This is a genomic window from Streptomyces sp. P17, from assembly GCF_032436805.1.
Taxonomy (GTDB): domain Bacteria; phylum Actinomycetota; class Actinomycetes; order Streptomycetales; family Streptomycetaceae; genus Streptomyces.
Genome location: NZ_JAVRBF010000025.1, coordinates 51412 through 76903, shown reverse-complemented (window position 1 = coordinate 76903; position 25492 = coordinate 51412). Strand labels below are relative to the sequence as shown.

Genomic DNA, 25492 nt, shown 5'->3' with positions numbered 1-25492 from the left:
CCATTGACCCGAGCCCCTGATCGTCCGCTCCTAGGGGAACGAGGGCCCGTGCCTCCCCGGCACGGGCCCTGTTCCGTTTCCTGCGCTTCTACTCGTTGTCCTCCAGTGACTCCTCCAGCGCCGCCAGTGCCGGGTCGAGGACGATGTCCTCCGCCCGTGCCTCGATCGTCGGGTCCTCCGGGAAGTGGCAGGCCGTCAGATGGCCCTCGTGGTTGCCGGAGAGGCGGATCAGCGGGGGTTCCTCCGCCGCGCACTTGTCCTGCGCCTTCCAGCAGCGGGTGCGGAAGCGGCAGCCGGAGGGCGGGGAGATCGGGGACGGTACGTCGCCGGCCAGGCGGATGCGCTCGCGCGGGGCCGCGTCCTCGTCCGCCAGGTTCACCTCGGGCACCGCGGAGAGCAGGGCGTGGGTGTAGGGGTGGCGCGGGCGGGTGTAGATGGACTCGCGGTCGCCGACCTCGATCACCTTGCCGAGGTACATGACCGCGACGCGTTGCGAGAAGTGCCGTACGACGGCGAGGTCGTGGGCGATGAACAGGAACGCGATGCCGAGTTCGTCCTGCACCTTCTGGAGCAGGTTGACCACCTGGGCCTGGATCGAGACGTCCAGCGCGGAGACCGGCTCGTCCGCCACGATCAGCTTCGGCTGGAGGGCCAACGCCCGTGCCACACCGATCCGTTGGCGCTGGCCGCCGGAGAACTCGTGCGGGAAGCGGTTGTAGTGCTCGGGGTTGAGGCCGACGATCTCCAGGAGTTCGCGGACCCGCTTCTCGCGGCCGCCGTCCGGCTCGATCCCGTTGATCTCCATCGGACCCGCGATGATCTTGCCGACGGTCTGCCGGGGGTTGAGCGACGAGTACGGGTCCTGGAAGATCATCTGGATCTCGGACCTGATCGGGGCGAGCTGCTTGCGGCTGGCGTGGGTGATGTCCTGGCCGCGGTAGGAGATCGAGCCGGCGGTCGGTTCCAGGAGCCGGGTGATCAGCCGGCCCGTTGTCGACTTGCCGCAGCCCGACTCCCCCACCAGGCCGAAGCTCTCGCCGACGTGCACGGTCAGGTCGATGCCGTCCACGGCCTGCACATGGCCGACGGTCCGGCGGATCGGGAACCCGCCCTTGACCGGGAAGTGCTTGGTCAGCCCCTCCACCTGCAGCAGCGGCTCCCCGGCCGTCGCGGCCTGCCGGGGTGCGGGGAGGACGAGGTCCTCTGTCATGACGTGTCCTCCTGTGGCCCTAGCCCAGCCGGGGCTTGATCTCTTCGATGAAGATGGTCCGCTTCTGGTCCGCCGTCAGATGACAGGCGGAGGCCCGGTCCGGCCCCAGCAGCGGGCGTTCGGTCACGCAGCGGTTGCCGCCCACCCGGTCCGGGAAGGTGCAGCGCGGATGGAACCGGCAGCCCGGGGGCGGGTTGAGCAGCGACGGCGGGGAGCCCGGGATGGGCGCCAACGGCGCGCCGATGTCCGAGTTGATCCGCGGCATGGAGTTCAGCAGGCCCCAGGTGTACGGGTGTTGCGGCGCCCTGAGCACCTCGCGCGCCGAGCCGCGCTCGATCGCGCTGCCCGCGTACATCACCATGATGTCGTCGGCCATGTCGGCGATGACCCCGAGGTCGTGCGTGATGAAGATGATCGCCGAACCGAACTCCTGCTGGAGGTCCTTCAGCAGATCCAGGATCTGCGCCTGGACCGTCACGTCCAGCGCGGTCGTCGGCTCGTCGGCGATCAGCAGGTCCGGGTCGCAGACCAGCGCCATGGCGATCATCGCGCGCTGGCGCATACCGCCGGAGAACTGGTGCGGGTAATCCTTCGCCCGCTCCTTGGGGTTGGGGATGCCGACCTTGCCGAGCATCTCCACCGTCCGCTCCCAGGCCTCCTTCTTGGAGGCTCCCCGGTGCTTCATGTACGGCTCGGCGATCTGGCGGCCCACCGTGTAGTACGGGGAGAGCGCGGTCAGCGGGTCCTGGAAGATCATCGCGACCTTGTTGCCGCGCAGCTTCTCCAGCTCCGAATCCCGGGCGGTCGTCAGCTCCTGACCCTCCAGCAGGATCTCGCCCTCGACGGTGGTGAACATCGGGTTGTGCAGGCCGAGAACGGTCAGGTTGGTGACGGACTTCCCGGAGCCCGACTCCCCGACGATGCCGAGGGTACGGCCGCGTTCGAGGTCGAAGGAGAGCCCGTCGACGGCCCGGACGATGCCGTCCTCGGTCCGGAAGCTGACATGCAGGTCCCGCACCGAGAGGAACGCGCCCGCGCCGGCCGGAACGGGGGCCCCGGCCTCCTTGGTCAAAGTGGTCACGAAAGTGCTCCTAAGGGCGGCTAGGACAGCCGCACGCGCGGGTCGATCACGGCGTACACGGCGTCGACGACGATGTTGCACAGCAGGATCACGGCGGCGGCGAAGAGCATCACGCCCAGCAGCAGCGGAAGATCGCTGAACTGCACCGACTGCACCGCGAGATGACCGAGTCCCGGCAGTCCGAAGGTGTACTCGGTGATGATCGCTCCGCCCAGCAGCGAGGAGAGGTCGATGCCGAGGATGGTGACGATCGGGATGAGGGAGCCTCGCCAGGCGTACCGGAAGAAGACGTACCGTCTGCTCATGCCCTTGGCGCGGGCGGTGCGGACGTGTTCCTCCTGGAGCTGTTCGATCATCGACGAGCGCGCCATACGGGTGTACTGGGCGGCGAAGATCGTGGACAGGACGACCCACGGGATGATCAGCCCGGTGAACCAGGCGACGGGATCCTTGGTGAGTTCCGTGTAGCGGGGTTCGTCGAAGAGATGGGTCTGGTACACCAGGATGGCCATGGCCAGCGGGCCCAGGAAGTAGATCTGCATGGAGCTGAGCACCATGGAGCCCGCCGTGAACGACTTGTCCACCAGTGTCCCGCGCCGCCAGGCGGCGAGCATGCCGGTGCCGAGCCCGACGAAGAGGAACACCACGGTGGCGCCGACCGCGAGCGAGACGGTCAGCGGCAGCCGGTCCAGCAGCGTCGACCAGACCGGCTCGTTGGTGTGGTACGAGTAGCCGAAACAGGGGGCGGGGCAGGGCCCCTGGGAGAAGTCGTCGCGGCCCATGACGATCCCTTGGATGAAGATCCAGAACTGCTCGGGGATCGACTTGTCGATGCCGAGCGTGCGATGGATGTTGTCCAGTGCCTCGGGCGTACATGTCTTGCCGCACATCAGCAGCGCCGGGTCACGGGGCATGCCGAAGAAGAGCAGGAAGGCGACGACGGTCAGCAGGATCAGGATCACGATCGAGCCGAGGATCCGGCGGAAGAGGAAGCGCAGCATCTCAGTGGCAGCTTTCGGACTCGAAGGCCGTGCGGCGCGGTGCGCCCCGTCAGGGGACGGGGCGCACCGGGCACCGCGATCGGGAAGGGGTTACTTCACGAACAGCCGGCGCGGGTCGACGCCACCGATGACGTCGTCGTACACCAGGCCACCGATCTTGGATCCGGCGATCTGGGTCTGCTTGTAGTACGCCGTCGGGATGTTGGAGACGACGTCCTTGACGATGTACTCGTTGATCTTGTTCCACGCCTCGGCGGCCTTCACCGGGTCGGTGATGGTGGACGCCTTGTCGATGTCCGCGTTGACCTTCGGGTCGTTGATGTGCGAGTAGTTCGAGGCGCCGTCCTGGATCTGGCGGCCGTCGTACAGCGGCGGGATGACGGTCGAGGCGCTCGGCCAGTCGGCACCCCACGCGGTGTGGTAGATGTCGAAGTTGTTGTCGACCTTGCTGACCTGGTCGTAGTACGTCTCGGCCGGGATCTCCTGGCGCTGGACGTCGAAGCCGGCCTTCTCCAGGCCCGCCGCCATGGCGGTGGAGTACTGCTGGCCCTCGGGGGTGTTGATGTAGCCGAAGGTCAGCTTCAGGCCCGTCTTGCCGGCCTTCTCCAGCAGCGCCTTGGCCTTGGCCGGGTCACCGGCGGGCTTCTTCTTCTTGCCGAAGGGGTCGAAGCTCGGGTCGTAGCCGGTGACGGTCGGGCTGATCAGGCCGCCGGCGACCTCCATCGCGTCGGTGCCACCGTAGGCACGCACGAACGGCGTGACGGGCAGGGCGTAGGCGATGGCCTCGCGGACCGTCTTGTCCTGCATCGCCTTCTGGGACAGGTTCACGTTCATCTGGCCCACGTACGGCTGGTAGCCGGAGATCCGGCGGGAGTCCAGCGCGGAGTCGTTGAGCACCTTGGACAGGTTGCCCGCGTCGACCTGGTTGCTGAAGCTGACCGCGGTCGCGTTGGTGCCGGTGTCGTCGAGGATCGCCTTGGTGGAGTCCTCGTACTGCTTGTTGAACTGGAAGTTGAACTGGTCGACGTACTGACGCCGGATCGGGTCGGTCTTCCCGTCCCAGTTGGTGTTCTTCACCAGCGTCATCGACTTGCCGGACTTGAACTCCTGGATCTTGTACGGACCGGCCGTCATCGGCTCCTTGTCGTACTTCTCCTTGGTGTCGTTCTTCTGGGAGACGATCGAGTAGCCCGCCATGGCCAGTGCGTAGGGCAGGTCCGGCTTGGCCGACTTGAACTTGAAGAGGATCGTTTTGTCGTCCGGCGTCTCCAGGACGGTGTCCGGCAGGTGCTTGCCCTTGTAGGGACCGTCCTTGAGCAGGTTGCGGTACTCCGCGCCCGGAGTGTCGGCGAGCCACTGCTGGATGAACGTCGGGCCGTTGGAGATGAACGGCGCGAAGAGCCGCTCGAAGGTGTGGCGTACGTCGGTGGAGGTGATCGCGGAGCCGTCGGCCCACTTGATCCCGTCCTTCAGCGTGAACTTCCAGGTCTTGCCGCCGTCCGTGGTGGTACCGGAGTCGGTGGCCAGGTCGCCGACGACCTCGTGCTTCTTGCCGTCGTTGCTGGTGGCCTTGTAGCCGGTGAGACCTCTGTGGATCAGCTGCGACAGGGCCATCTCGTCGGAGACGTAGATCTGGCCGGGGTCGAGGTGCGCGAAGCTGTCGCGCTGGAGCACGGTGATCGACCCGCCCGGCTTGGCGCCGGGGACCTCGGGGGCGGGGCCGGTCGAGGCCTTGGCGTCGCCGAACTCGATGCCCGCCTGCTGCCGTTGGGCGTTCTCCTTGTCTTCCTTGTCATTGCCGGCGCCTTTACTGCCGCCCTCGCTGCAGCCGGTGAGCACAAGAGCTCCCGCCGCGAGCAGGGAGATCGCGGCGTACGCGTGGCGTCCACCCTTACCCATCACTCAATTCCCACCCATCTTTGTGTTCACCAGTGCCGATGAAGTGCTGTCCGGCGACGGCCGGTGTGTCGTCGGCCGGAGGTCGGGCGAGGACGCCCCTCAACGCTTCGGTCAGCGGGCCGTCTTGGGATCGAAGGCGTCCCGGACCGAGTCCCCGAGCAGGTTGAAGGCCACGATGAAGATGATCATCGAGATGCCCGGGAAGAACATGTAGGTGATGTCGTTCTGCATCACGAGCTCGGTCGCCGCCTTGGAGAACATCTGGCCCCAGTCCGGGGTCGGTTCGACCAGACCAACGCCCAGGAAGCTCAGACCGGCTTCGGCGGTCACGAAGTTCGGCAGCATGTAGGTGGCCTGCACCAGGATCGGCGTGACGACGTTGGGCAGGATCTCCTTGCGGATGATGCGGCCCGGTGGCGCGCCGCTGACCTTGGCGGCCTCGATGAACTCCCGTTCGCGCAGGGCCAGTGCGGTGCCGCGCAGGATGCGCGCGAGGCTCATCCAGCCGAGCACCCACATCACCGAGATCAGCGCGACGACCCGGACGTAGACCGGGGTCTCGTCCCGGGGGCTGACGAACAGGGAGACCACGACCGGCATGCTCGCGATGAAGAACAGCTGGGAGGGGATGGCCAGCAGGAAGTCGATCACCCGGCTGATCACGTAGTCCGTCTTGCCGCCGAGGTAGCCGGCCGCGACGCCGAGGACGATGCCGGTGATCACGGTGGCCAGGGTCACCGCGAGCGAGATGCCCAGGGAGTTGCGGATGCCGTAGAGCAGCTTGATGAAGACGTCGTAGCCGTTGCCCGGTTCGAGGCCGAACCAGAACTCCCCGCTGATACCGCCGTTGGGCTGCACCGGCACACCCGCGCTGTCGAAAAGTTCCGGGCGCTCGTCGGCGTACACCGTGTACGGGGTCTTGCCGTACAGCTTGGCGATCAGCGGGGCGAGCAGTCCGACCGCGAAGAAGAAGATGACGACGTACGCCGAGATCACTCCGGTGCGGTCGCGCTTGAAGCGGATCCACATCAGCTGGCCGGGAGACCGGCCGATGAGCTGCTCGTCCTCGGGCTTCGTCTTCGGCTCTGGTTCGCCGTCGACGACGACCGAACTCCCGCCGCCCTCGATATCGATGGGACTTGTCACAGTTCGTCCGTTTCACAGGTGTGGGTGTGCCGAACCCACGACCGGCGCAGGGTGTGCGTGGTCGCGGATCGGATCATGAAGAAGCGTCGGGGCACCCCGAGGCGTGCGGGAAACCGCAGCCGGACGCGCGTAGGCGAACGGCGGATCTAACCCGCCGACCGTCGCCTCAGCGGCAACTTCCCCGCGCGGAACGTGGATCGACGAAAACGGATGGCATGACCCACCTGGTGCGCATGACACCGCACATGGGTTCCTCCTCGTGACTCAACGCGTTCACCGACAGGAGGGGGTACATGTCTTTCCTCCGACACCCCTGACGGAGGGTCAGACACCCCCTGGTGCTCGTGAGTCGGCGCTGTCCCCACAGCGCGAGACCCATTGACCCGAGCGCTACGCGGCTAACTATCTGCCATGTGCCAAGTACCGACCACTGTCTTTAAATCTCAATTCAGTCACAGCTGCCGCGTAGACCTTCCAAAATCTGGACAAAGTGTTCGCCCCGAGAAGGGCGCGAAACGGACGTGTTACATGGCTATCGGGCGAGGATCTCCGCATTTCGGACAGTCGGGGGTCGGAAAACGGGTTGCAAAAAGCCCGGATCTCCTCACCATGAGGGGACCCGGGCTCAAGTGCCGTTGCCGGCAGGGGCGTCAGCCGTGCTTGGCGCGGCTCGCGGCGCGGGCGCGCTCGCGGGCGTCCAGGTTCACCTTGCGGATACGAACCGCCTCCGGGGTGACCTCGACGCACTCGTCGTCGCGGCAGAACTCCAGCGACTGCTCCAGGGAGAGCTTGCGCGGCGGGACGATCGCCTCGAACGAGTCGGCCGAGGACGACCGCATGTTGGTGAGCTTCTTCTCCTTGGTGATGTTGACGTCCATGTCGTCGGAGCGCGAGTTCTCGCCGACGATCATGCCCTCGTACACCTCGGTGCCCGGGTCCACGAAGAGCACGCCGCGCTCCTGAAGGTTCGTCATCGCGAACGCGGTGACGGCACCGGCGCGGTCGGCGACCAGGGAGCCGTTGTTACGGGTCTGGAGCGTGCCGAACCAGGGCTCGAAGCCCTCGTGGATGGAGTGTCCGATACCCGTACCGCGGGTCTGGGTCAGGAACTCGGTCCGGAACCCGATGAGACCGCGGGACGGCACGACGAACTCCATGCGCACCCAGCCGGAGCCGTGGTTGGACATGTTGTCCATCCGGCCCTTGCGGACACCCATGAGCTGCGTGACCGCGCCCATGTGCTCCTCGGGCACGTCGATCGTCATGCGCTCGACGGGCTCGTACGTCTTGCCGTCGACCTCCTTGGTGACGACCTGGGGCTTGCCGATGGTCAGCTCGAAGCCCTCGCGGCGCATCTGCTCGACCAGGATGGCGAGCGCGAGCTCACCACGGCCCTGGACCTCCCAGGCGTCGGGACGCTCGGTGTCGAGGACGCGCAGCGAGACGTTGCCGATCAGCTCGCGGTCGAGGCGGTCCTTGACCTGGCGGGCGGTGACCTTGCGGTCCTTCACCGCCGCCTTCGCGTCGGCGCCCTTGCCCGTGCCGCCGCGGCCGACCAGCGGGGAGGTGTTGGTGCCGATGGTCATGGAGATCGCCGGCTCGTCGACCGTGATCAGCGGGAGCGCCACGGGGTTCTCGGGGTCGGCGAGGGTCTCGCCGATCATGATGTCCGCGATACCGGCGACGGCGCAGATGTCACCGGGCCCTGCCACCTCGGCGGGCTTGCGGGTGAGCGCCTCGGTCATCATCAGCTCGGTGATGCGGACGTTGCTGATCGTCCCGTCACGCTTGATCCACGCGACCGTCTGGCCCTTCCTGAGCTCGCCCTGCTCGACACGGAGCAGCGCGATACGGCCGAGGAAGTTGTCGGCGTCCAGGTTGGTGACGTGGGCCTGCAGCGGGGCGGCCTCGTCGTAGGTCGGGGCCGGGACGTGCTCCAGGATGGTGGAGAAGAACGGCTCCAGGCTGGTGGAGTCGGCGGGGACGGTGCCGTCCTCCGGCTTGGTCAGCGAGGCGATGCCGTCACGGCCGCAGGCGTAGACGATCGGGAACTCGATCTGGTCCTCGTCGGCGTCCAGGTCGAGGAAGAGGTCGTAGGTCTCGTTGACGACCTCGTCGATCCGGGAGTCGGGACGGTCCGTCTTGTTGATGCAGAGGATGACCGGCAGCCGCTGCTGGAGCGCCTTGCGGAGCACGAAGCGGGTCTGCGGCAGCGGGCCCTCGGAGGCGTCCACGAGCAGCACGACGGCGTCCACCATCGACAGGCCGCGCTCGACCTCACCGCCGAAGTCGGCGTGGCCGGGGGTGTCGATGATGTTGATGGTGATGACGTCGCCGCCATCCTTCGGGTGGTACTTCACGGCCGTGTTCTTGGCCAGGATCGTGATGCCCTTCTCACGCTCCAGGTCGTTCGAGTCCATCATGCGGTCGTCGAGGGACTCGGCGGCGTGCGCGGCGAAGGAGCCGGCCTGCTTGAGCATGGCATCGACGATGGTCGTCTTGCCGTGGTCGACGTGGGCGACGATGGCGACGTTGCGAATGTCGTGGCGCGTGGCCATATTGCGGCGTTCTCCCGGAGTGTGAGGACGGCCTGCGCGTACATCTGTGTTACGCGGGCCCTGCCGGGCTTGACATGCCACGGCCTCACCCCATGGTACGGGGCCGCGGGCGTAGGGGCGCGCCGGGAGGTTTCGGTGCAGCTGGGGAGGGCTGTGCCGGGCCCGTGTCCCCAGCCGCACGGCTGCCTGCGGTTACGGCTTCCTCGACGGGCCCGCGGCGGGCCTGGCGCCCTTCTTCAGGAAGCCCATGTCCTCGTAGAACGGTGTCTGGAAGCCGAAGGCGCCCACGTTCGCGAGGTTCTTCCGCGCCGCCGTCAGCTGGGGGCGCTGGTAGAGCGGGATGGAGCCGGCCGCCGCCCAGATTCGGGAGTCCGCCTTGCGGATGAGGCTCTTTGTTTCGCCTTCGTTCAGCGTGGAGACCGCTTGGTCGAAGAGCTGGTCCACCTGGTCGGTGCCCACCCGGGTGTAGTTCTGCTCGACGTTCAGGGAGCCGTCGGCGGCCGGTACCGGCTTCGCGTAGATCGGGCGGGCGTCGGTGGCGGGGAAGGCGGAGGCGGGCCAGGAGTACAGGGCCAGGTCGTACTCGCCGGAGGCGATGTGGTCCTTGAAGTAGCTCTCGTCCGCGACCTTCGACAGCTCGGTGCGGATGCCCACCCGGTCCAGCATGCGCCGGATGCGTTCCGCGACCGTGCGCAGGCTCTCCGAGCCGGGTCCCGAGGGGAGCACGAAGCGCAGCGTCAGCGCCTTGCCGTCCTTGGCCAGCGCCCTCTCCGGGGCGCCCGCCGGGGCGGCGGTGCCCTTCGGGGCGTACGCGCCCGGCGCCCCGCCCGGCTTCAGCTCGTGCCGCTTCTTCTCCCGGTCCGCCTCCGCCGGCGCCTTGTCGTCGCCGACGATGTACGTGCCGTCGTCGCCGCCGTCCGACTCCCCCTCTCCCTTCTTGTCGGCGTCCTTCTTCCCTTCCGCCCCCGCCGCCTTCTCGGCCTTGTTCTGCTTCACCGGGCCACCGGGCACCCACCCGGCGTCCGCCAGCAGCGCCTGGGCCTCCGCGGTGTCCTGGCCGCCCAGCGCGCCGCTGTTGTCGGCGTAGGCTGCCTGCCCGGCCAGCGCCAGGTGGCTGCCGACGGGCTCGGCGGGCAGCCCCAGCGGCTTCAGGACGGCCCCGGCGAGCTCCTTGCGGTCCAGCGCCCGGGCCACCGCACGGCGGACGCGCTCGTCGGCGAGCGGACCGTCGGCGCCGTTCAGGGCGAGCTGGGTGAACGCGGGCTCCAGCGAGCGACGGACCTCGAAGCCCCGCAGGGCCAGCTGCTGACGGTCGTACTTGGTGATCGCCTTGCGCTGCTTCTTGCGTGCGCTGATCTCCTCCTCGGCCGCCTCCTCGTCGGAGCCTTTGGCCACCGCCCAGGAGCGCAGGGCCTCGGCGGCGGTCGCCTCGCTGCCGGGGCCGTACAAGGGCGTCGCCCCCTGGCGCGCGGCGCTCGCGCCCTTGCCGCCGGCGCGGGCGGCGGCCCCGATCCGGCGGACCGTCTCGGGGTCGACCTCGGCCAGGTCGAGCGTCCCGGCGGCCAGCGCCTGGGCCCGCTTGTCGCGGGGCACCGCGCGCAGCACGATCTCGTTCAGCTTGGCCGGACTGCCCCACCAGCGCGGATTGCGGGCGAGGGTGATCTCGTCGTCCTTGCGGTCGACCTGCTTCACGGCGAAGGGCCCGGCGGTGACCTTGAGCTTGCGCCGGGCACCGTCGTTGAAGGAGTCCGGGGTGCCCATGACGTCCTTCGGGTACAGCGGCGAGAACAGCGAGCGCCAGTCGGCGTACGGCCGCGCGAAGGTGACCTTGACCTCCAGGTCGTTCGCCCCGCGCTCGATCCGCTCGATGCGGTCGTAGCCGGCGTTGCGCGCGGTCCAGTACGCGGAGTCCTTGCCGGACAGCGCCCGCCACTGGGCGGCGAAGTCGGCGGCGCCGATCTCGCGGCCGTCGCTCCAGACGGCCTGCTGGTTCAGCTTGTACAGCACGACCTGCTTGGGCTCGGTCTCGACGACCTTCGCGGACTCCAGGTAGTCGGGGTTGCTCTCCGGCCGCCCGCTCGCGTCGAGACGGAACATGGACGGCAGGACGGCCTGGGCAACCCGGGTGGTGGTGGCGTCGGCGTCGGCCTGGAAGGTGTTCAGGGTCTCCGGCACGGCGTCCACGGCCCAGCGCAGCGTGCCGCCGTCAGCGACCAGGGAGCGGTCGGCAGGGGCGATGTCCTGCTCGGCGAGCGGCTTGCCCGCGGGGTCCTCGGAGGAACAGCCGGCCAGCGCGAGCGCTCCGACGCTGAGGAAGACGACCGAGCGCAGCGCTCCGCGGGAAAGCCCGGGCTGGGACGTCGGTGGTCTGCCGGCGCGTCGTGGCTGATCACGCTCACGCGGCGGTTGCCGCACATCGATAACAGACCCGCGCCCCTTTGGGGCGCTACCGAGCCGCGGCTCACTTCGCCGTGCCCTCTGTCCGACGCCGTCGTGGGACATCTCTGCTACCTCCGGGAGCCGCGGGGCGTTATGATCACTTTTGGCGGTATATGGAGCTGATCACATCTATGCGGCCACTGAAGAGGAAAGGGTTCGGCAACGGGCGGCGACACGGCGAGCCACGCCGGGAACCCCACCCGTGCGGCGCAACGCACCACGGGATGCGCCGATGCGCCTCGGCCAATCGGTGCACGTCCCTTCACAGCGACAGGTGTGACGCGCAACACTCGCAGGCGCATGAACGTTGCCACCCACGGCCGCACGGCCGACGGAAGCGAGGTCACGTCATGTCCGTGCACGACGACCTGACATCAGTCCAGCGGTGCCTCGACGACCTGAACAGGTCCGTGAGCCGTCTGGAACAGCAGCTCGGCAGCGGCGGTCTGGACATCCGCCGCGTCCGCACCGACTGCGATCACCTGCGCGAGAGCGTGGCCCTGCTGCGCGCGGCGGCCTCCGCCCCCGCCGCGCAGAAGCGCCCCGATCTCGTCACCATCCCCGACACCCCGTACGACGACTCTCTGTGGATCGACACGGACGACGAGGGTCTAGGCGCCCGGGACCGACGAGCCCCCTGAACCCGAACCGACCGGAGTCAAACCTTGGCCACTGGTACGGAACCCCATCTGAACAGCGGCGGTGTACGAACCGGTACGCGCGCCGCGATCACCGCCCCGCATCTGCGGACCGACCGCTGGTGGCTGGCGCCCGCCGCCACCGCGGCCGGTCTGCTGGCGTTCATCGTCTACTCGACCTGGCGCGCGTTCGCCAACGCCGACTACTACGCGGCGCCGTATGTCTCGCCGTTCTACTCCCCCTGTCTCGCGGAGAACTGCGAGCCGATGCGGAGCGGCCCCAACTGGGAGATCTTCGGCAGCTGGTGGGGCATCTCCCCCGCCGTCATCATCCTGATCTTCCCGCTCGGCTTCCGGCTGACCTGCTACTACTACCGCAAGGCCTACTACCGGGGCTTCTGGGCGTCCCCGCCGGCCTGCGCGGTGGCCGAGCCGCACCAGAAGTACACCGGTGAGACCCGTTTCCCGCTGATCCTGCAGAACATCCACCGGTACTTCTTCTACGCCGCGATCCCGGTCGCCGGAATCCTGACGTACGACACCGTGCTCGCCTTCCGCGACGAGCACTACGAGTGGGGCCACATGGGCCTCGGCACCCTGGTGTTCCTCGTCAACATCGTGCTGATCTGGGCGTACACGATCTCCTGCCACTCCTGCCGACACATCGTCGGCGGCAAGCTCAAGCATTTCTCCAAGCACCCCGTGCGCTACCGGATGTGGCAGTGGGTCGGAAAGCTGAACGCCCGGCACATGCTGCTCGCCTGGTCGTCGTTGGTGAGCGTGGCGCTCGCCGACTTCTACGTCTATCTCGTCGCGTCCGGTGCTTTCGACGATCCGAGGTTGTTCTGATGTCCGTGGTGGACCGGCAGGAGTGGGATGTCGTCGTCGTCGGCGCGGGCGGTGCGGGCCTGCGCGCGGCCGTCGAGGCGCGCGAGCGGGGCGCCCGTACGGCGGTGATCTGCAAGTCGCTGTTCGGCAAGGCGCACACCGTGATGGCCGAGGGCGGGATCGCCGCCGCGATGGCCAATGCCAACGAGCACGACAACTGGCAGGTCCACTTCCGCGACACCATGCGCGGCGGCAAGTTCCTCAACCAGTGGCGGATGGCCGAACTGCACGCGCAGGAAGCCCCGGACCGGGTGTGGGAGCTGGAGACCTGGGGCGCCCTGTTCGACCGGACGAAGGACGGCCGGATCTCCCAGCGCAACTTCGGCGGCCACGAGTACCCGCGCCTGGCCCATGTCGGCGACCGCACGGGCCTGGAACTGATCCGCACCCTGCAGCAGAAGATCGTGTCCCTGCAGCAGCAGGACTTCAAGGAGACCGGCGACTACGAGTCCCGCCTGAAGGTCTTCCAGGAGTGCACGGTCACGCGGGTCCTGAAGGACGGCAACCGGGTCTCCGGTGTCTTCGCCTACGACCGTGAGACCGGCCGTTTCTTCGTCCTGGAAGCCCCCGCCGTGGTGATCGCCACCGGTGGCATCGGCAAGTCCTTCAAGGTGACGTCGAACTCGTGGGAGTACACCGGCGACGGCCACGCGCTGGCACTGCTCGCGGGCGCGCCCCTGCTGAACATGGAGTTCGTGCAGTTCCACCCGACCGGCATGGTCTGGCCGCCGTCGGTGAAGGGCATCCTCGTCACCGAGTCGGTGCGCGGCGACGGCGGGGTGCTCAAGAACTCCGAGGGCAAGCGGTTCATGTTCGACTACGTCCCCGACGTCTTCAAGGAGAAGTACGCCGAGTCCGAGGAGGAGGGCGACCGCTGGTACGAGGACCCGGACAACAACCGGCGTCCTCCCGAGCTGCTCCCCCGCGACGAGGTGGCCCGGGCGATCAACTCCGAGGTGAAGGCGGGCCGCGGCTCCCCGCACGGCGGGGTCTTCCTGGACGTGTCGACGCGGATGCCCGCCGAAGTGATCAAACGCCGGCTGCCGTCCATGTACCACCAGTTCAAGGAGCTGGCGGACGTGGACATCACGGCGGAGGCGATGGAGGTCGGGCCGACCTGTCACTACGTGATGGGCGGTATCGCGGTCGAGTCCGACACGGCGGCCGCGCGCGGGGTGCCGGGGCTCTTCGCGGCCGGTGAGGTCGCGGGCGGCATGCACGGCTCCAACCGGCTCGGCGGCAACTCGCTGTCCGACCTGCTGGTGTTCGGGCGCCGGGCGGGCTGGCACGCGGCCGAGTACGCGGCGGCCCTCGCCTTCGAACGCCCCGAGGTGGACGACGTCCAGGTCGACACCGCGGCGGCAGAGGCGCTGCGCCCCTTCTCCGCGGAGAGCCCCGACGAGGCCGCGCCGGAGAATCCGTACGCCCTCCATCAGGAACTCCAGCAGACCATGAACGACCTCGTCGGCATCATCCGCCGCGAGGGCGAGATGGCGCACGCCCTGAAGAAGCTGGCCGAGCTGCGGGTACGGGCCCGGCGGGCCGGGGTGGAGGGGCACCGCCAGTTCAACCCCGGCTGGCACCTCGCGCTCGACCTCAGGAACATGCTGCTGGTCAGCGAGTGCGTGGCGCGGGCCGCGCTGGAGCGCACCGAGTCGCGCGGCGGCCACACCCGCGAGGACCATCCGACGATGGAGCGCACCTGGCGCAACATCAACCTGCTGTGCCGGCCGGCCGACCCCACCGGCGGCCTGGCCGCGACCGACCCGGAGCGCGGCCAGATCCACCTCACCCGTGAGACCACCGATCCCATCCGCCCGGACCTGCTCGCCCTCTTCGACAAGGAGGAGCTGGTCAAGTACCTCGCCGAAGAGGAGCTCTACGAGTGAGCAGCTACGAGGCCCGCTTCAAGGTGTGGCGGGGTGACATCGGGGGCGGCGGCCTGGAGGACTTCAAGATCGAGGTGAACGACGGCGAGGTGGTCCTGGACATCATCCACCGGCTCCAGGCCACCCAGGCCCCTGATCTCGCCGTCCGCTGGAACTGCAAGGCGGGCAAGTGCGGTTCGTGCTCGGCGGAGATCAACGGCCGGCCGCGGCTGATGTGCATGACGCGGATGTCGGTGTTCGAGCGCGAGGAGACGATCACCGTCACTCCGCTGCGCGCCTTCCCGGTCGTCCGGGATCTCGTCACGGACGTCGGCTTCAACTACACCAAGGCGCGCGAGGTCCCGGCCTTCGTGCCGCCCGCGGGGATCGGTCCCGGCGAGTACCGGATGATGCAGGAGGACGTGGACCGCTCGCAGGAGTTCCGCAAGTGCATCGAGTGCTTCCTGTGCCAGGACACCTGCCATGTGGTCCGCGACCACGAGGAGAACAAGCAGGCGTTCGCCGGGCCGCGCTTCCTGATGCGGGTGGCGGAGCTGGACATGCACCCGCTGGACGCGGCCGCCGAGTCCGGCCTGGACCGCAAGAGCACCGCCCAGGACGAACACGGTCTCGGCTACTGCAATATCACCAAGTGCTGTACGGAGGTCTGCCCCGAGGGCATCAAGATCACGGACAATGCGCTGATCCCGCTGAAGGAGCGGGCCGTGGACCGCAAGTACGACCCGCTGGTGTGGCTGGGGAACAAGATCCGCAGACGGTCCTAGAGCTCAGGACCGCGCCCGCAGATACCCCGAGTGGGCCACCTGGCCGAGGAACTTGAACCGGGTGTCCGTGGTCATGTGCTTCTCGAACGCCTCCTTGATCCCGGGCCACTTGGGGTGCCCGAAATCGTCGAGTACGACGATCCCGCCCGGCGCGACGATCTCCTCCGCCCACTCCAGGTCCGCGGCGACACCGGCGGCGGAGTGGTCGCCGTCGACGATGACCACACCGTAGGGCCGGTCGGCGACCAGCGCCCTGACCTCGGGGTCCTCGGAGAAGCCCGGCTGGATGCGGGCGGCGGCACCGGCCGCCCCGGCGAGGCTCAGATTGGTGCGCACGGCGGCCAGGTTGACCGGGGTGCCGGAGGCGTCGCTGCCCATGGTGGCGCCGGGCTGGAGCTGGGTCCCGGCGAGCGGGTCGACGATGGTCAGGCTCGGCACCCGCCCCGCGCGCTCCATCATCCGGATCAGGGCGGCGCTGAACATCCCGTACAGGGTGCCGATTTCGAGGACCTCGTCGGTCGGCGGGTCGAGCAGCGGTACGGCGGAGAGCTTGCCGACGATGTTCATCGTGCCGCCGGCGATCCGTCCGACGCCCAGCGCCTCCATCGCGATGAGCAGCCGGAAGGCCTGGGCGACATTGCGCTCGCAGGCCTGCCGGTCGGCGCCGGTGGCCTGCTCCAACTCCGTGATGGTGCGATTGAGATGGGGCGCCGAGGGCAGCCGGGACGCGCCGCGGCCGGTGCCGTCGAAGAAGAGCTCCAGCGGGCGCTGGCGGTTGCGCAGCGTGCGCAGTTCCTTCTGGAGCGCGTCCTTCGAGGCGACCTCGACATGACGGCGGACCTCTCGTTCGATGCGCTGGTCGATCAGCTGCACGAGCGGGCGCAGGGCGCGTCGGGCGGCTTTGCTGGTGATTAAGGCTCGCATGGTTGTTTGGCCTTCACTGGAAATGGGAGATGTGGACCGTAGGTCGTGCACAGGCCATTCACAACAAACAGAACCACGCAATCCGGCAAAGCACACATGACGTCTGCCCGACGAAGCGGTTACATGTTCGGTGCCCATCCCTTCCGGTACGCGGTCCGGTCGCCCTCGGCCGCGAAGTCCACGTACAGGGCGACGCCGAAGCGCTCCCGGTCCGGGGCGGTGCGGGACAGGCCGAGGCGGGTACCCCGTACGGCGGCGGAGACCGTCTCGGCGGACTCGTGGTGGCCGATGTCGCTCTCGTGGAAGAAGGGCAGGCCCATCAGCAGGTCGGTGGTGGGCGGGGTGACCTCCGGGCGAGGGAGGTCTGCTGGGCGACGTAGCCGCCGTACAGGCTCTCCAGCGGCGAGGTGGTGTCGTACGACATGACGGCGATCTGGTCGACCTTTCTCGCGACCTCGCCGAAGAACTTCTGCGACCACCACTTGGGGTGACCGGTGAGGAATCCGGCGACCGAGTGCGGGGCGGGGAGCGGGTCCATCTGGTGGGGGGCGACCGAGAGGGGGACGTCGCGGGCTTTGGTTTCGCGGTGCAGGGCGTCGAGGAGGGTGAGGTAGTCCTTGTCGCCCGAGTGGAGGATTCCAGGTCGAAGTGGGCGCCGTCGAATCCGGTGTCGAGGATCTGGCGGGTTGAGGTGACGACGGCTGCGCGGGCGGCCGGGTTCTCCAGGTCCAGGCCGTCCGGGCTCTCGCTGGCGAGTGGATGCCGCCGCGGACTCAGGGGGACTGTCGGGGCCCTCGGTCTGCTCCTGCGTCTCCTGGTTCATTCCCGTCCCCTTGTCTCGCGTTCTGCGCTCCACCACGGGTCATCCCGGTCGCGCTGAGGCATTGCTGCTCATACGCTCCGAAATGTGACGTCATCCTTGATCCGAGGCCGGCCTCGGCGGGCCGCCGGGCACATATCCGTGCTGGTCGCGCATACCGTGGTGGGTGTGTTGGTCGCCTTGGCGTGGCTGGTGTTGCCGGGGATGACGTCGGGGGTGGACGCTCCGGTTGCGGGCGGTTCGGAGCGGCCCGTCGCGGGCGCCTCCGCCCAGCAGGAGCCCGAGTCCTCGCCCGGTGATCTCGTGCTGCCGCTCGTCGCGGCCGTGGCCGCCGTCGCGGTCGCCGGGTACGGGTATGTGCGGCGGACCCGGCGGCTGCGGACTCGGACCACCCCCGGCGGTGAGCCCCTCCCGGCACAGGGGCGGCCGCCGCTCGGTGAGCTGGACGCACGGGCGCGGGGGCTCCTCGTCGACGCCGACGACTGGGTGCGGACCAGTCGGGAGGAGCTCTCCTTCGCCGAGGCCCGGGCGGGGGCCGAGGCCGTCGCGCCCTTCGCGCAGGCCCTCCGGGACGCCGAGGGCGAGCTCGCCTCCGCGTTCCGTATGCGGCAGCGCTTCGACGACGGGGTTCCGGACGACGACACCCGGCGGCAGCAGGCGCTCGCGGGGATCGTCGGGCGGTGCGAGGAGGCGGGGCGGCGGCTGGACGCGGAGGCGGCCGGGTTCGATCAGCTGCGGGGGCTTGAGGGGGATGTGGGCGGGGCGTTGGAGGTCGCCGAGGCCCGGTTCCGGGAACTGACCGCCCGTACGGGCAGCGCGGACGCCACGCTCACCGACCTCGGCAAGCGGTACGGTCCCGCGGCCGTCGCCGATGTGTCCGGCTACGTCGAACAGGCCAAGGACCGGCTGGTGTTCGCCACCTCCCGGCTCAACGAGGCCCGGCAGGGCGCCGACCTCGGCGAGACGGAACGGGCCATCCGCAATCTGCGCACCGCGGAGGGGGCCGTCGCCCAGGCCGCCGTGTTCGTCGACAGCGTCGAACGGCTGGCGGAGGAGCTCGCGTCCGCCGCGGGACTGGTATCCGCCGCGCTGACCGGCGGGGAGGCCGAGATCGCCGGGGCGCGGGAGCGGGCCGCGGGCTCGCCCGGGGGCCAGGCCGACGTCCGGATCAGCCACGCCGACCGCGTCCTGGCCGACGTACGAGAAGAGGTGACCGGGGGGCCGTACGACCCGATGGAGGCGTTGCGGCGGATCGTGCGGGGGGTCCTGCCTGTCGCCGACGGGCGGGCCGGGGTGCTGTCGGCGGCCGCGGCGCTCATGGCCCGCAGCTCCACCGGCGCGGCGCACGACCACATCACCACGCACCGGGGCGCGGTCGGCAGCGCACCCCGTACCCGGCTCGCCGAGGCCGAACGGCTGCTCGCCGCCAGGCCCGGCCTCACCGACCTGCTCACCGCGGACGCCCTCGCGCGCCGGGCACGGGACCTGGCGGAGCAGGACGCACGCACGCACGGCCGCCCGCTCGCCGCGACGGCGGCGAGCTTCGGCGGCCCACGGACCCGCACCCGACGGCAGTGACCGTCAGAACAGGCTCAGCAAGGCCTCCGCCGGGTCCGTGAGGCCCGTCTCGCCGTCCGGGAGCGGGAGTTCGAACCACACCGTCTTGCCGCGTGGCGTGCGGCGGGAGCCCCAGGCCGCGCTCAGCAGGCCCACCAGCTGGAGGCCCCGGCCGCCCTCGTCGGTGTCGCGGGCCCTGCGGCGGCGGGGCTGGACGAGGCCGGCGTCCCAGACCTCGCAGACCAGAGTGCGGTCGAGGAGGAGGCGGAGGCGGATGTCGCCCTCGCCGTAGCGCAGGGCGTTCGTCACCAGCTCGCTGACCAGGAGCTCCGCCGTGTCGACCAGCGGCTCCAGGTCCCAGGTCAGCAGCTGGCCGCGGGCGTACTCACGGGCGCGGCCCACGCTGCGCGGTTCGCGCGGCAGCGTCCAGTCGCCGACGGAGTCGGTGGGCAGGCCCTGGACGCGGGCCATGAGCAGCGCGATGTCGTCCTCGCCGTGGTGGGTGTCGAGGGTGTTGAGGACGTGGTCGCAGACGTCCTCCAGGGGGCGGGTGGGGTCCGTGAGTGCTCCTACGAAGGCCTGCAGGCCCTCGTCCAGGGGGTGATCGCGGCTTTCGACCAGTCCATCCGTGTAGAGCGCCAACAGGGCGCCTTCGGGCAGTTCGACCTCCACCTCCTCGAAGGGCTCCCCGCCCACCCCGAGCGGCATGCCCGGCGGTACGTCCAGCATCAGCGCGTCCTCGCCCGGCTCGACCAGGACGGGCGGCAGATGGCCCGCGTTGGCGAAGGTGCAGCGGCGGGTCACCGAGTCGTAGACCGCGTACACACAGGTCGCCAGATACACCTCGGACAGGTCCGCCTCGCGGGGGCGGCGGGCGGCACGGGTCGCCTGCTGGACACCGCCGGGCGCGCCGAGGCCCCGCGCGATCTCGTCCAACGCGCTCAGCACTTCCGCCGGTTCCAGGTCCAGCAGGGCCAAGGTGCGTACGGCGGAACGGAGTTCGCCCATCGCCACGGCCGCGCGCAGACCGCGGCCCATCACGTCGCCGACCACCAACGCCGTACGGTGGCCTGGCAGTTCGATCACGTCGAACCAGTCGCCGCCCACCTCGCTCGGCCGGTCCGAGGAGGAGTTGCCCGGCAGATAGCGGCAGGCGATGTCCAGCCCCGAGGCGACCGGGTCGCCCGGGGGCAGCAGGGACCGTTGCAGTATCAGCGCCCGCTCGTGCTCCCTGCGGTAGAGGCGGGCGTTGTCGATGCACACCGCCGCCCGCGCCGCCAGTTCCACCGCCAGATCCCGGTCCCGGTCCCCGAACGGCTCACTGCCCTTCGTCCGGGAGAACTGCGCGAGGCCTACGACCGTGTCGTGGGCGACCATCGGCACGGCCAGCGTGGACTGGACGAGGCCGCCCTCCTCGGCGGGCACGGACCGCGGCCGTGCGGTGCGCAGGGCGTCCGCGCACGGGGAGTTGAACGGGTAGTGGTGGACCGCGCCGACCGCGACCGCCGCGCCGCCGCCGACGAAGGGCGCGTCGGAGACAGCGCTGGCGAAGGCCACCCGGCGCAGTTCCGCGCTGCCGTCGGCGAGCCCGGGCGGGGTCTCGTCGCCGGCCAGCAGGCCCTGGTAGAGGTCGACCGTGGCCAGGTCGCAGAAGCCGGGGACGACGACGTCGAGCAGTTCGCGGGCCGTGGTCTCCAGGTCGAGGGAGTTCCCGATCCGGGCGCCGGCCTCGTTCAGAAGGGCGAGATTGCGCCGTGCGGCGGCGGCCTCGCGGGCGGCGGCGCGGCGGGCCGTGATGTCGGTGCCGAGCCAGGCGATGCCGATGGGGCGGCCGGAGCCGCTGTGCACCCGGTAGAGGTTGATGGACCAGTGGCGGCGGTCGTCGGAGCCGGGCAGAAAGCCGGTGACGTGCATGTCCGTGATGGACTCGCCGGTCTCCAGGACCCGGCGCAGGGTGGCGGTGACCCGCTCCGCCTCCGGCCTCGGCAGATAGTCGTGGACGCCCTTGCCGCGATGGTCGTCCGGGGTGCCGCCGAACAGCGAGGCGAACCGATGGTTCGCACGGCGTACCCGCAGGTCGGTGTCGATCAGCAGGAAGCCGAAAGGAGATTGGCCGAAAATCGCCTGCGAGGCGGCGAGGTCGGTCTCGATTCTGCGCAAGGTCCGCACATCGACGACGATGCAGACGGCCGCCTTCTCGCCCTCCTCGGTCCGCGTCGGCATGACGTAGACCTCGGCGAGGGCCTCCTCCCCGCGCCCGCCGGTCTCCTCGTCGGGCTTGCGGAAGGGGACGACACCGGTCCACTCCCGGCCGTCGAGGATCTCCGCCATCTTGCGGTGGCCCAGCTCGCGCCGGTCGGGGTCGATGAACGCCGCGATGGGGTCCATGCCGACGGCGCGCTGGGCGGGGATGCCGAAGAGCTGCTCGGCGCGCAGGCTCCACTGGTCGACGAGACCGTCGGGGCCGATGGAGAAGGACGCGACCCGGATGTAGTCGTACATGGAGCCGGGCGGACTGCTCTGCCACATGGCGTCGGCGGGCGGCACATCGCCGGCGGCACGCGCCACGTCGACCGCGGCGGCCCCGGCGGCAGCCGCGGCCCCCGTCCTCGCGCCCTCCGACGGGTCCTCGGACTCCGTGGCCTTCGCTGGTATCTCGCTCACGCGAACCGTCCCCTCCAGCTCACCGCGTCCGGCACCGGTCACCGGAGGCGGCTGCCCGCAGTATCCAGCACTACGGCGCCGCACAACACGGTGTTCACGATCACAGCACGTTCCCGATCGTTTTTGGACCGGACCGCGGAAACACTTCCAGTCTTCTAACCAGCCAACACGCTGTCGAATCACGGACTCCGACAACTGCCAGTGGCCTGAACCAGTCGCTCTACAGGGCGGGGGCAGCCGTACAGCATCCGGTACGGGTTTCAGGGCACCGCGAGTTCGAACCACACCGTTTTGCCGGCACCCCCGGGGCGGGTGCCCCAGCGGCGTGAGGTGTGGGCGACCAGCTGGAGGCCGCGGCCGCTCTCGTCCTCGGGGGCGGCGATCCGCTCGCGCGGGAAGTCGGGGATCGGGTCGGAGACCTCGACCAGCAGGACCCCGCTGAGGTGGGAGGGGCGGACCAGGCGGACGCCGATGGGGCCGGTGGCGTGCCGCAGGGCATTGGTGACGAGCTCGCTGACCAGGAGGGCAGCTATGTCGGCGAGGCTGTCCAGGTCCCAGTCGTGCAGTCGGCCGCGGACGGCGGCACGGGCGGCACGGACGGCGCCCGGTTCGGCGGAGAAGGTCCACTCGACGCAGTCGCCTTCGGTGTCGATCACACCGATCACTTCCCAGGCAGCGGTGTCCTATTTCGCGGGGTTAATGGGGACATACCCGGTATTTGTAGGGGTGTATCGCTGCGGTGGGCGCACTGTGGCGCGAACGGCGTATCAGGGGCGCCCAATAGCTCGGGGGCTGGTGTTGCCGGGCGGGTGCGTTGTGGTTGAATCGCGCCCACGCGGCGGAGCCGCATATCGACACAGTCCCGCCCCCTAGGGAAGCCTCCGGCGCCGTTCGATCTTCTGTACCGCCGGGACATCCTGGTCCAGCCACTCCACGTCCCACAGTTCTGCGGGCGTCAGCCAGCGCAGCTCGTCGTGGTCCTGAAGGGGCTTCGGGGCCGGGGAATCCGAGAGGAGGCGGGCCGTCCAGACCTGCAGCACATACGGCTCACGCAGGGGCCACTCCCCCGGTACCCGCTCCACCGCTTCCGTCTCCACGCCCAGTTCCTCGCGCAGTTCGCGGACCAGGGCCGCTTCGGGGGTCTCGCCCGGTTCGACCTTGCCGCCGGGGAGTTCCCAGCGTCCGGCCAGTTCGGGGGGTGCGCTGCGGCGGGCGGCGAGGAGGCGGCCGTCGTTCAGGAGGGCGGCCCCCACCACCACGATCGGTTCCGTCATGCGCCGGAGCCTACGGGACCCCTGGGGTCGGCTCAGTTGGCGGTCTCGGCGCCGTTCTGGCCGATCCTCTCGACCCAGTAGAGCTGCCTGTGCCCGCGGGAGTCGAGGCTGTCCGCGATCTTCTGGGCCTCGGCCCGGGTCGCGTACCGGCCCACGCGGTAGCGATTGCCGTTGTCGTCCTGCCGTATGACGAGCCAGGGAAGAGTGATCGTGCTGTCGTTCATCGCGCCCCACCGCTCCTTCCCGCCCAAGGCCGTCCCGCCCGCGGCCTGTGCCGTGCCCCGCCCGCCGAGGAAACCGCAATCCGCATATGCCCGAGCCTACGCCTAACCTTTACGCAGCGAATACGGCTTTTCACAAAGAGGTACGCAACCGGCCAGGACGCAGGGGGCGCACGTCATCGAACGCGCCGTCGACACGCGCCGACGCATCAAGTCAGCGGCATGCCGGGCACATCGGTGACGACCTGCGAGAACGACCAGATTCCAACCCCTGCCGAAGGGGCTCCGGTTGATCCGGTGCCGGGGGCAACCGCCCCGGAGTTGTGCGCTACTTCACGGGGAGGTGGTAGGCGACCCGGTAGCGGTCGGCGGGGATGACCACGTCCGCGGTCTCCACGGGGCGGCCGGAGGCGTAGTAGGTGCGCTGGATGACGAGGACGACATGGCCGGGGACGCCGCCCAGGGCGTGCAGTTCCTCGGCGAGGCCGGGGCGGGCGCCGACCTCCTCGGTGACGTTGTCGACGATGACGTCGATGGCGCGCATCCGCTCGACGACACCCATGCCGCCGAGCGGGCCCTCCTCGGGGAGCATCACGGGGGTGCGGCCGGTGACCACGAGGGGCTCCCAGGAGGTGGAGAGCATCATCACCTCGCCGGCCTCACGGAAGAGGTATCTGGTGCACATGACCCGGTCGCCGGGTTTGATGGCGAGCCGCTCGGCGACCGCCCCGCTCGCCTCCGCCTGCTCGCTGCTGGACTCCCAGGTACCGCGCGCCTCGCCGTCGGCCTGCTCCTGCCGGAAGGGCGTGGCCCCACCGGTCGGGCGGAACCCGGAGCGGGCGATCCGGCGGGGCACCGGCCGCTCGCGCACATACGTCCCGGAGCCGGAGCGGCCCTCGACCAGGCCCTCCGCCATCAGCACCTTGCGCGCCTCCAGAGCGACGGTGTCCGAGACGCCGTACTCCTCGCGGATCCGTGCCTGGGACGGGAGGCGGGTGTGCGGTGGCAGCGAACCGTCGACGATCTTCTTGCGGAGATCACCCGCGACACGCAGGTACGCCGGCTGCTCACCGAATGTCACTGGCCGCTCCCATCAGGTTGTACAGACAGCAACAGCGTGGCAACCGTGGGTTGTGCCATGCAAGCAAAGGCCAGAGAATCACTCGATGTGATGACTTGTGCCCGCGGAAGGCTTTACGCAGGCACTTTCTCCCCGCTATAGCCGCGATCACACATCGAGTTCCCCGCGGCCCGGGCTCTCGCTCCCGGTGTCGTACTCGCCGTCGTAGGTCGGCACGGCGGTGGCCAGACCCAGAGCCTTGCGCGCGGTGACGGTCGTGGGGCCGTCGACGTACTCGTAGCCGGTGTCGTAGTGCTCGTAGAACGTGTCCACGTCGTCGGAGGCGGCCGCCTTCTCCCACGCCCTGCGGGCGTCCCGCATGTCCGCGACCAGGCCGGCGACGGACTCCTCGGCGCCGCTCTGCCAGCCGTGCGCCTCCAGCGCCTCGATCTGCTCGCCGAGCACGCCCTCGACGTCCTTCGCCCAGTCCTGGTTGGCCGGCAGGTCGTCCTCGGGGTAGTCCTCGGGCTCCTCGTAGAGCACGTCGTCGACGGCGCTCATCGCCTTCAGGAAGGCCAGCTGGTCGGCGTCGAGGGTGGTCTCGTCGTTGCGGAGCGAGCCGGTGAGGGGGGCCTTGGTGTCGGTGCTGCCGAACAGGCAGGTGATCTCGCGGTCGCCGAAGCGCCAGCTCTGACTGGACGGGACGAGGTAGTAGACGTCCACGGCCTCCGGCACGGCCCAGGGGTCCATGGCGTACTGGGCTTCCAGGGTGTAGCACTTGTCCTCGGCGGTCCGGGTCACCGAGTCGTCGCCGGGGAACCGTCCGCCGGGCAGGGTGACCACCGCGAACACCTCGCCGTCGTGCCGCCCGGCGCAGGGCACCTCCGTCACGTCGTAGGTGGCGCCCTCCAGGGAGTCGGACGGGGAGTTGAAGCAGTCGCCCTCGGCGAGGGCGTAGGCGGTGCCGTCCGCGCTCGCCGCGTCCTTGACGCTCTCCCAGACGTCGGAGGCGAAGCCGGTGGACAGCGTCACCGTCCACAGCGCGAGCCCGACGGAGGACAGCACGGAACCGGCGATCGCCATCCCCTTCCCCCGCTCGCCCTTCTTCTTGATCTGCGCGAGGGCCACCAGACCGAGGACCAGACCCACGGCCGGCAGGAAGCAGAGGATGCCGAGGACGAGCGCGGCGATGGCGAGGCCGTTCACGGACGCGGGGCGGCCGTAAGGGCCGTAAGGGTGGTACGGGTAGGGCGCGTACGGGCCCGGCGGAGGGAACTGGCCTTGTGCGTACGGTCCCTGGGGCCCCGGAGGCTCCTGCTGGTGGGGCCCGTGGGGCGGGGGTATCGACACGAGTACCGTGCTCCTGTTTCGGACGGCGAGGCCGGGACGAGGCAGAACTGGCGTACGTCTGAACGCACGCGCATGGTAAACGCGGCAGGCGTGGGGGCGGAATGCGGGT

The 25492-nt window shown here is 69.6% G+C and carries 19 protein-coding genes and 1 pseudogene; 5 read left to right on the top strand and 15 right to left on the bottom strand.

Features of this window, described 5'->3' with window-relative positions:
* Positions 1-88: 88 nt before the first annotated feature.
* From RMT89_RS18100 to RMT89_RS18070, 7 genes are all read right to left on the bottom strand, one after another.
* The gene (locus RMT89_RS18100) at positions 89-1210 is read right to left on the bottom strand and encodes a dipeptide ABC transporter ATP-binding protein (RefSeq protein WP_315884785.1); all 1122 of its coding nucleotides are present in this window, start codon (positions 1208-1210) and stop codon (positions 89-91) included.
* Between the two features lie 19 nt (positions 1211-1229).
* Positions 1230-2291, bottom strand: coding sequence for an ABC transporter ATP-binding protein (locus tag RMT89_RS18095; RefSeq protein WP_315884784.1), 1062 nt, complete (start codon positions 2289-2291; stop codon positions 1230-1232).
* Positions 2292-2311: 20 nt separating this feature from the next.
* A complete protein-coding gene (locus RMT89_RS18090; RefSeq protein WP_315884783.1) occupies positions 2312-3292 on the bottom strand; it encodes an ABC transporter permease in 981 nt (326 codons plus the stop codon).
* A 90-nt stretch (positions 3293-3382) separates the two neighbouring features.
* Complete coding sequence (locus RMT89_RS18085; RefSeq protein ID WP_315884782.1) at positions 3383-5191, bottom strand: ABC transporter substrate-binding protein; 1809 nt, start codon at positions 5189-5191, stop codon at positions 3383-3385.
* A 111-nt stretch (positions 5192-5302) separates the two neighbouring features.
* Entirely contained in the window at positions 5303-6337 is a 1035-nt protein-coding gene (locus RMT89_RS18080) for an ABC transporter permease (RefSeq protein ID WP_315884781.1), read from the bottom strand.
* 650 nt (positions 6338-6987) lie between these two features.
* Entirely contained in the window at positions 6988-8895 is a 1908-nt protein-coding gene (typA, locus tag RMT89_RS18075; RefSeq protein WP_315884780.1) for a translational GTPase TypA, read from the bottom strand.
* Between the two features lie 192 nt (positions 8896-9087).
* A complete protein-coding gene (locus RMT89_RS18070; RefSeq protein WP_399498360.1) occupies positions 9088-11397 on the bottom strand; it encodes an ABC transporter family substrate-binding protein in 2310 nt (769 codons plus the stop codon).
* 287 nt (positions 11398-11684) lie between these two features.
* Here RMT89_RS18070 and RMT89_RS18065 point away from each other — a divergent pair, with 287 nt between their 5' ends.
* The 4 genes from RMT89_RS18065 to RMT89_RS18050 are packed head-to-tail and all read left to right on the top strand — an operon-like array spanning position 11685 to position 15513.
* Positions 11685-11975, top strand: coding sequence for a hypothetical protein (locus RMT89_RS18065; RefSeq protein ID WP_315884779.1), 291 nt, complete (start codon positions 11685-11687; stop codon positions 11973-11975).
* Positions 11976-11999: 24 nt separating this feature from the next.
* The gene (locus RMT89_RS18060) at positions 12000-12821 is read left to right on the top strand and encodes a hypothetical protein (protein WP_315884778.1); all 822 of its coding nucleotides are present in this window, start codon (positions 12000-12002) and stop codon (positions 12819-12821) included.
* On the top strand, positions 12821-14749 hold the full coding sequence (locus RMT89_RS18055) for a fumarate reductase/succinate dehydrogenase flavoprotein subunit (protein ID WP_315884777.1): 1929 nt from the start codon (positions 12821-12823) through the stop codon (positions 14747-14749). The genes RMT89_RS18060 and RMT89_RS18055 overlap by 1 nt, the downstream gene beginning before the upstream one ends.
* A complete protein-coding gene (locus tag RMT89_RS18050; RefSeq protein WP_315884776.1) occupies positions 14746-15513 on the top strand; it encodes a succinate dehydrogenase/fumarate reductase iron-sulfur subunit in 768 nt (255 codons plus the stop codon). The genes RMT89_RS18055 and RMT89_RS18050 overlap by 4 nt, the downstream gene beginning before the upstream one ends.
* Before the next feature lie 3 nt (positions 15514-15516).
* Here the strand turns inward: RMT89_RS18050 and RMT89_RS18045 are convergent, their stop codons facing one another.
* Together RMT89_RS18045 and RMT89_RS18040 are read right to left on the bottom strand one after the other, a co-directional pair.
* Positions 15517-16437, bottom strand: coding sequence for a class I SAM-dependent methyltransferase (locus RMT89_RS18045; protein ID WP_315884775.1), 921 nt, complete (start codon positions 16435-16437; stop codon positions 15517-15519).
* Between the two features lie 119 nt (positions 16438-16556).
* Positions 16557-17193: pseudogene (locus RMT89_RS18040) on the bottom strand (hypothetical protein); the annotation flags it as partial.
* A 232-nt stretch (positions 17194-17425) separates the two neighbouring features.
* Here RMT89_RS18040 and RMT89_RS18035 point away from each other — a divergent pair.
* The gene (locus RMT89_RS18035) at positions 17426-18835 is read left to right on the top strand and encodes a hypothetical protein (RefSeq protein ID WP_315884774.1); all 1410 of its coding nucleotides are present in this window, start codon (positions 17426-17428) and stop codon (positions 18833-18835) included.
* A 3-nt stretch (positions 18836-18838) separates the two neighbouring features.
* Here the strand turns inward: RMT89_RS18035 and RMT89_RS18030 are convergent, their stop codons facing one another.
* From RMT89_RS18030 to RMT89_RS18005, 6 genes are all read right to left on the bottom strand, one after another.
* The gene (locus RMT89_RS18030) at positions 18839-21478 is read right to left on the bottom strand and encodes a SpoIIE family protein phosphatase (RefSeq protein ID WP_315884773.1); all 2640 of its coding nucleotides are present in this window, start codon (positions 21476-21478) and stop codon (positions 18839-18841) included.
* A gap of 260 nt (positions 21479-21738) precedes the next feature.
* Positions 21739-22143, bottom strand: a complete 405-nt coding sequence (locus tag RMT89_RS18025; protein WP_399498357.1) for an ATP-binding protein — start codon at positions 22141-22143, stop codon at positions 21739-21741.
* Positions 22144-22347: 204 nt separating this feature from the next.
* Positions 22348-22752: a (deoxy)nucleoside triphosphate pyrophosphohydrolase gene (locus tag RMT89_RS18020; RefSeq protein WP_315884772.1), complete on the bottom strand. Its 405-nt coding sequence runs from the start codon at positions 22750-22752 to the stop codon at positions 22348-22350.
* A 32-nt stretch (positions 22753-22784) separates the two neighbouring features.
* On the bottom strand, positions 22785-22976 hold the full coding sequence (locus RMT89_RS18015; protein WP_315884771.1) for an SPOR domain-containing protein: 192 nt from the start codon (positions 22974-22976) through the stop codon (positions 22785-22787).
* Between the two features lie 325 nt (positions 22977-23301).
* Complete coding sequence (locus tag RMT89_RS18010) at positions 23302-24054, bottom strand: GntR family transcriptional regulator (protein WP_315884770.1); 753 nt, start codon at positions 24052-24054, stop codon at positions 23302-23304.
* Between the two features lie 147 nt (positions 24055-24201).
* Positions 24202-25383 carry a DUF4190 domain-containing protein gene (locus RMT89_RS18005; protein WP_315884769.1) on the bottom strand — a complete coding sequence of 394 codons (1182 nt, stop codon included), beginning with the start codon at positions 25381-25383 and terminating at the stop codon, positions 24202-24204.
* Between the last annotated feature and the right edge of the window lie 109 nt (positions 25384-25492).

Excerpts from the sequence above, each read along its gene's own strand:
- RMT89_RS18100 (WP_315884785.1), bottom strand. The coding sequence starts at position 1,210 with ATGACAGAGGACCTCGTCCTCCCCGCACCCCGGCAGGCCGCGACGGCC.
- RMT89_RS18090 (WP_315884783.1), bottom strand. The coding sequence starts at position 3,292 with ATGCTGCGCTTCCTCTTCCGCCGGATCCTCGGCTCGATCGTGATCCTG.
- RMT89_RS18085 (WP_315884782.1), bottom strand. The coding sequence starts at position 5,191 with ATGGGTAAGGGTGGACGCCACGCGTACGCCGCGATCTCCCTGCTCGCG.
- typA (WP_315884780.1), bottom strand. The coding sequence starts at position 8,895 with ATGGCCACGCGCCACGACATTCGCAACGTCGCCATCGTCGCCCACGTC.
- RMT89_RS18070 (WP_399498360.1), bottom strand. The coding sequence starts at position 11,397 with ATGTCCCACGACGGCGTCGGACAGAGGGCACGGCGAAGTGAGCCGCGG.
- RMT89_RS18065 (WP_315884779.1), top strand. The coding sequence starts at position 11,685 with ATGTCCGTGCACGACGACCTGACATCAGTCCAGCGGTGCCTCGACGAC.
- RMT89_RS18055 (WP_315884777.1), top strand. The coding sequence starts at position 12,821 with ATGTCCGTGGTGGACCGGCAGGAGTGGGATGTCGTCGTCGTCGGCGCG.
- RMT89_RS18045 (WP_315884775.1), bottom strand. The coding sequence starts at position 16,437 with ATGCGAGCCTTAATCACCAGCAAAGCCGCCCGACGCGCCCTGCGCCCG.
- RMT89_RS18020 (WP_315884772.1), bottom strand. The coding sequence starts at position 22,752 with ATGACGGAACCGATCGTGGTGGTGGGGGCCGCCCTCCTGAACGACGGC.
- RMT89_RS18015 (WP_315884771.1), bottom strand. The coding sequence starts at position 22,976 with ATGAACGACAGCACGATCACTCTTCCCTGGCTCGTCATACGGCAGGAC.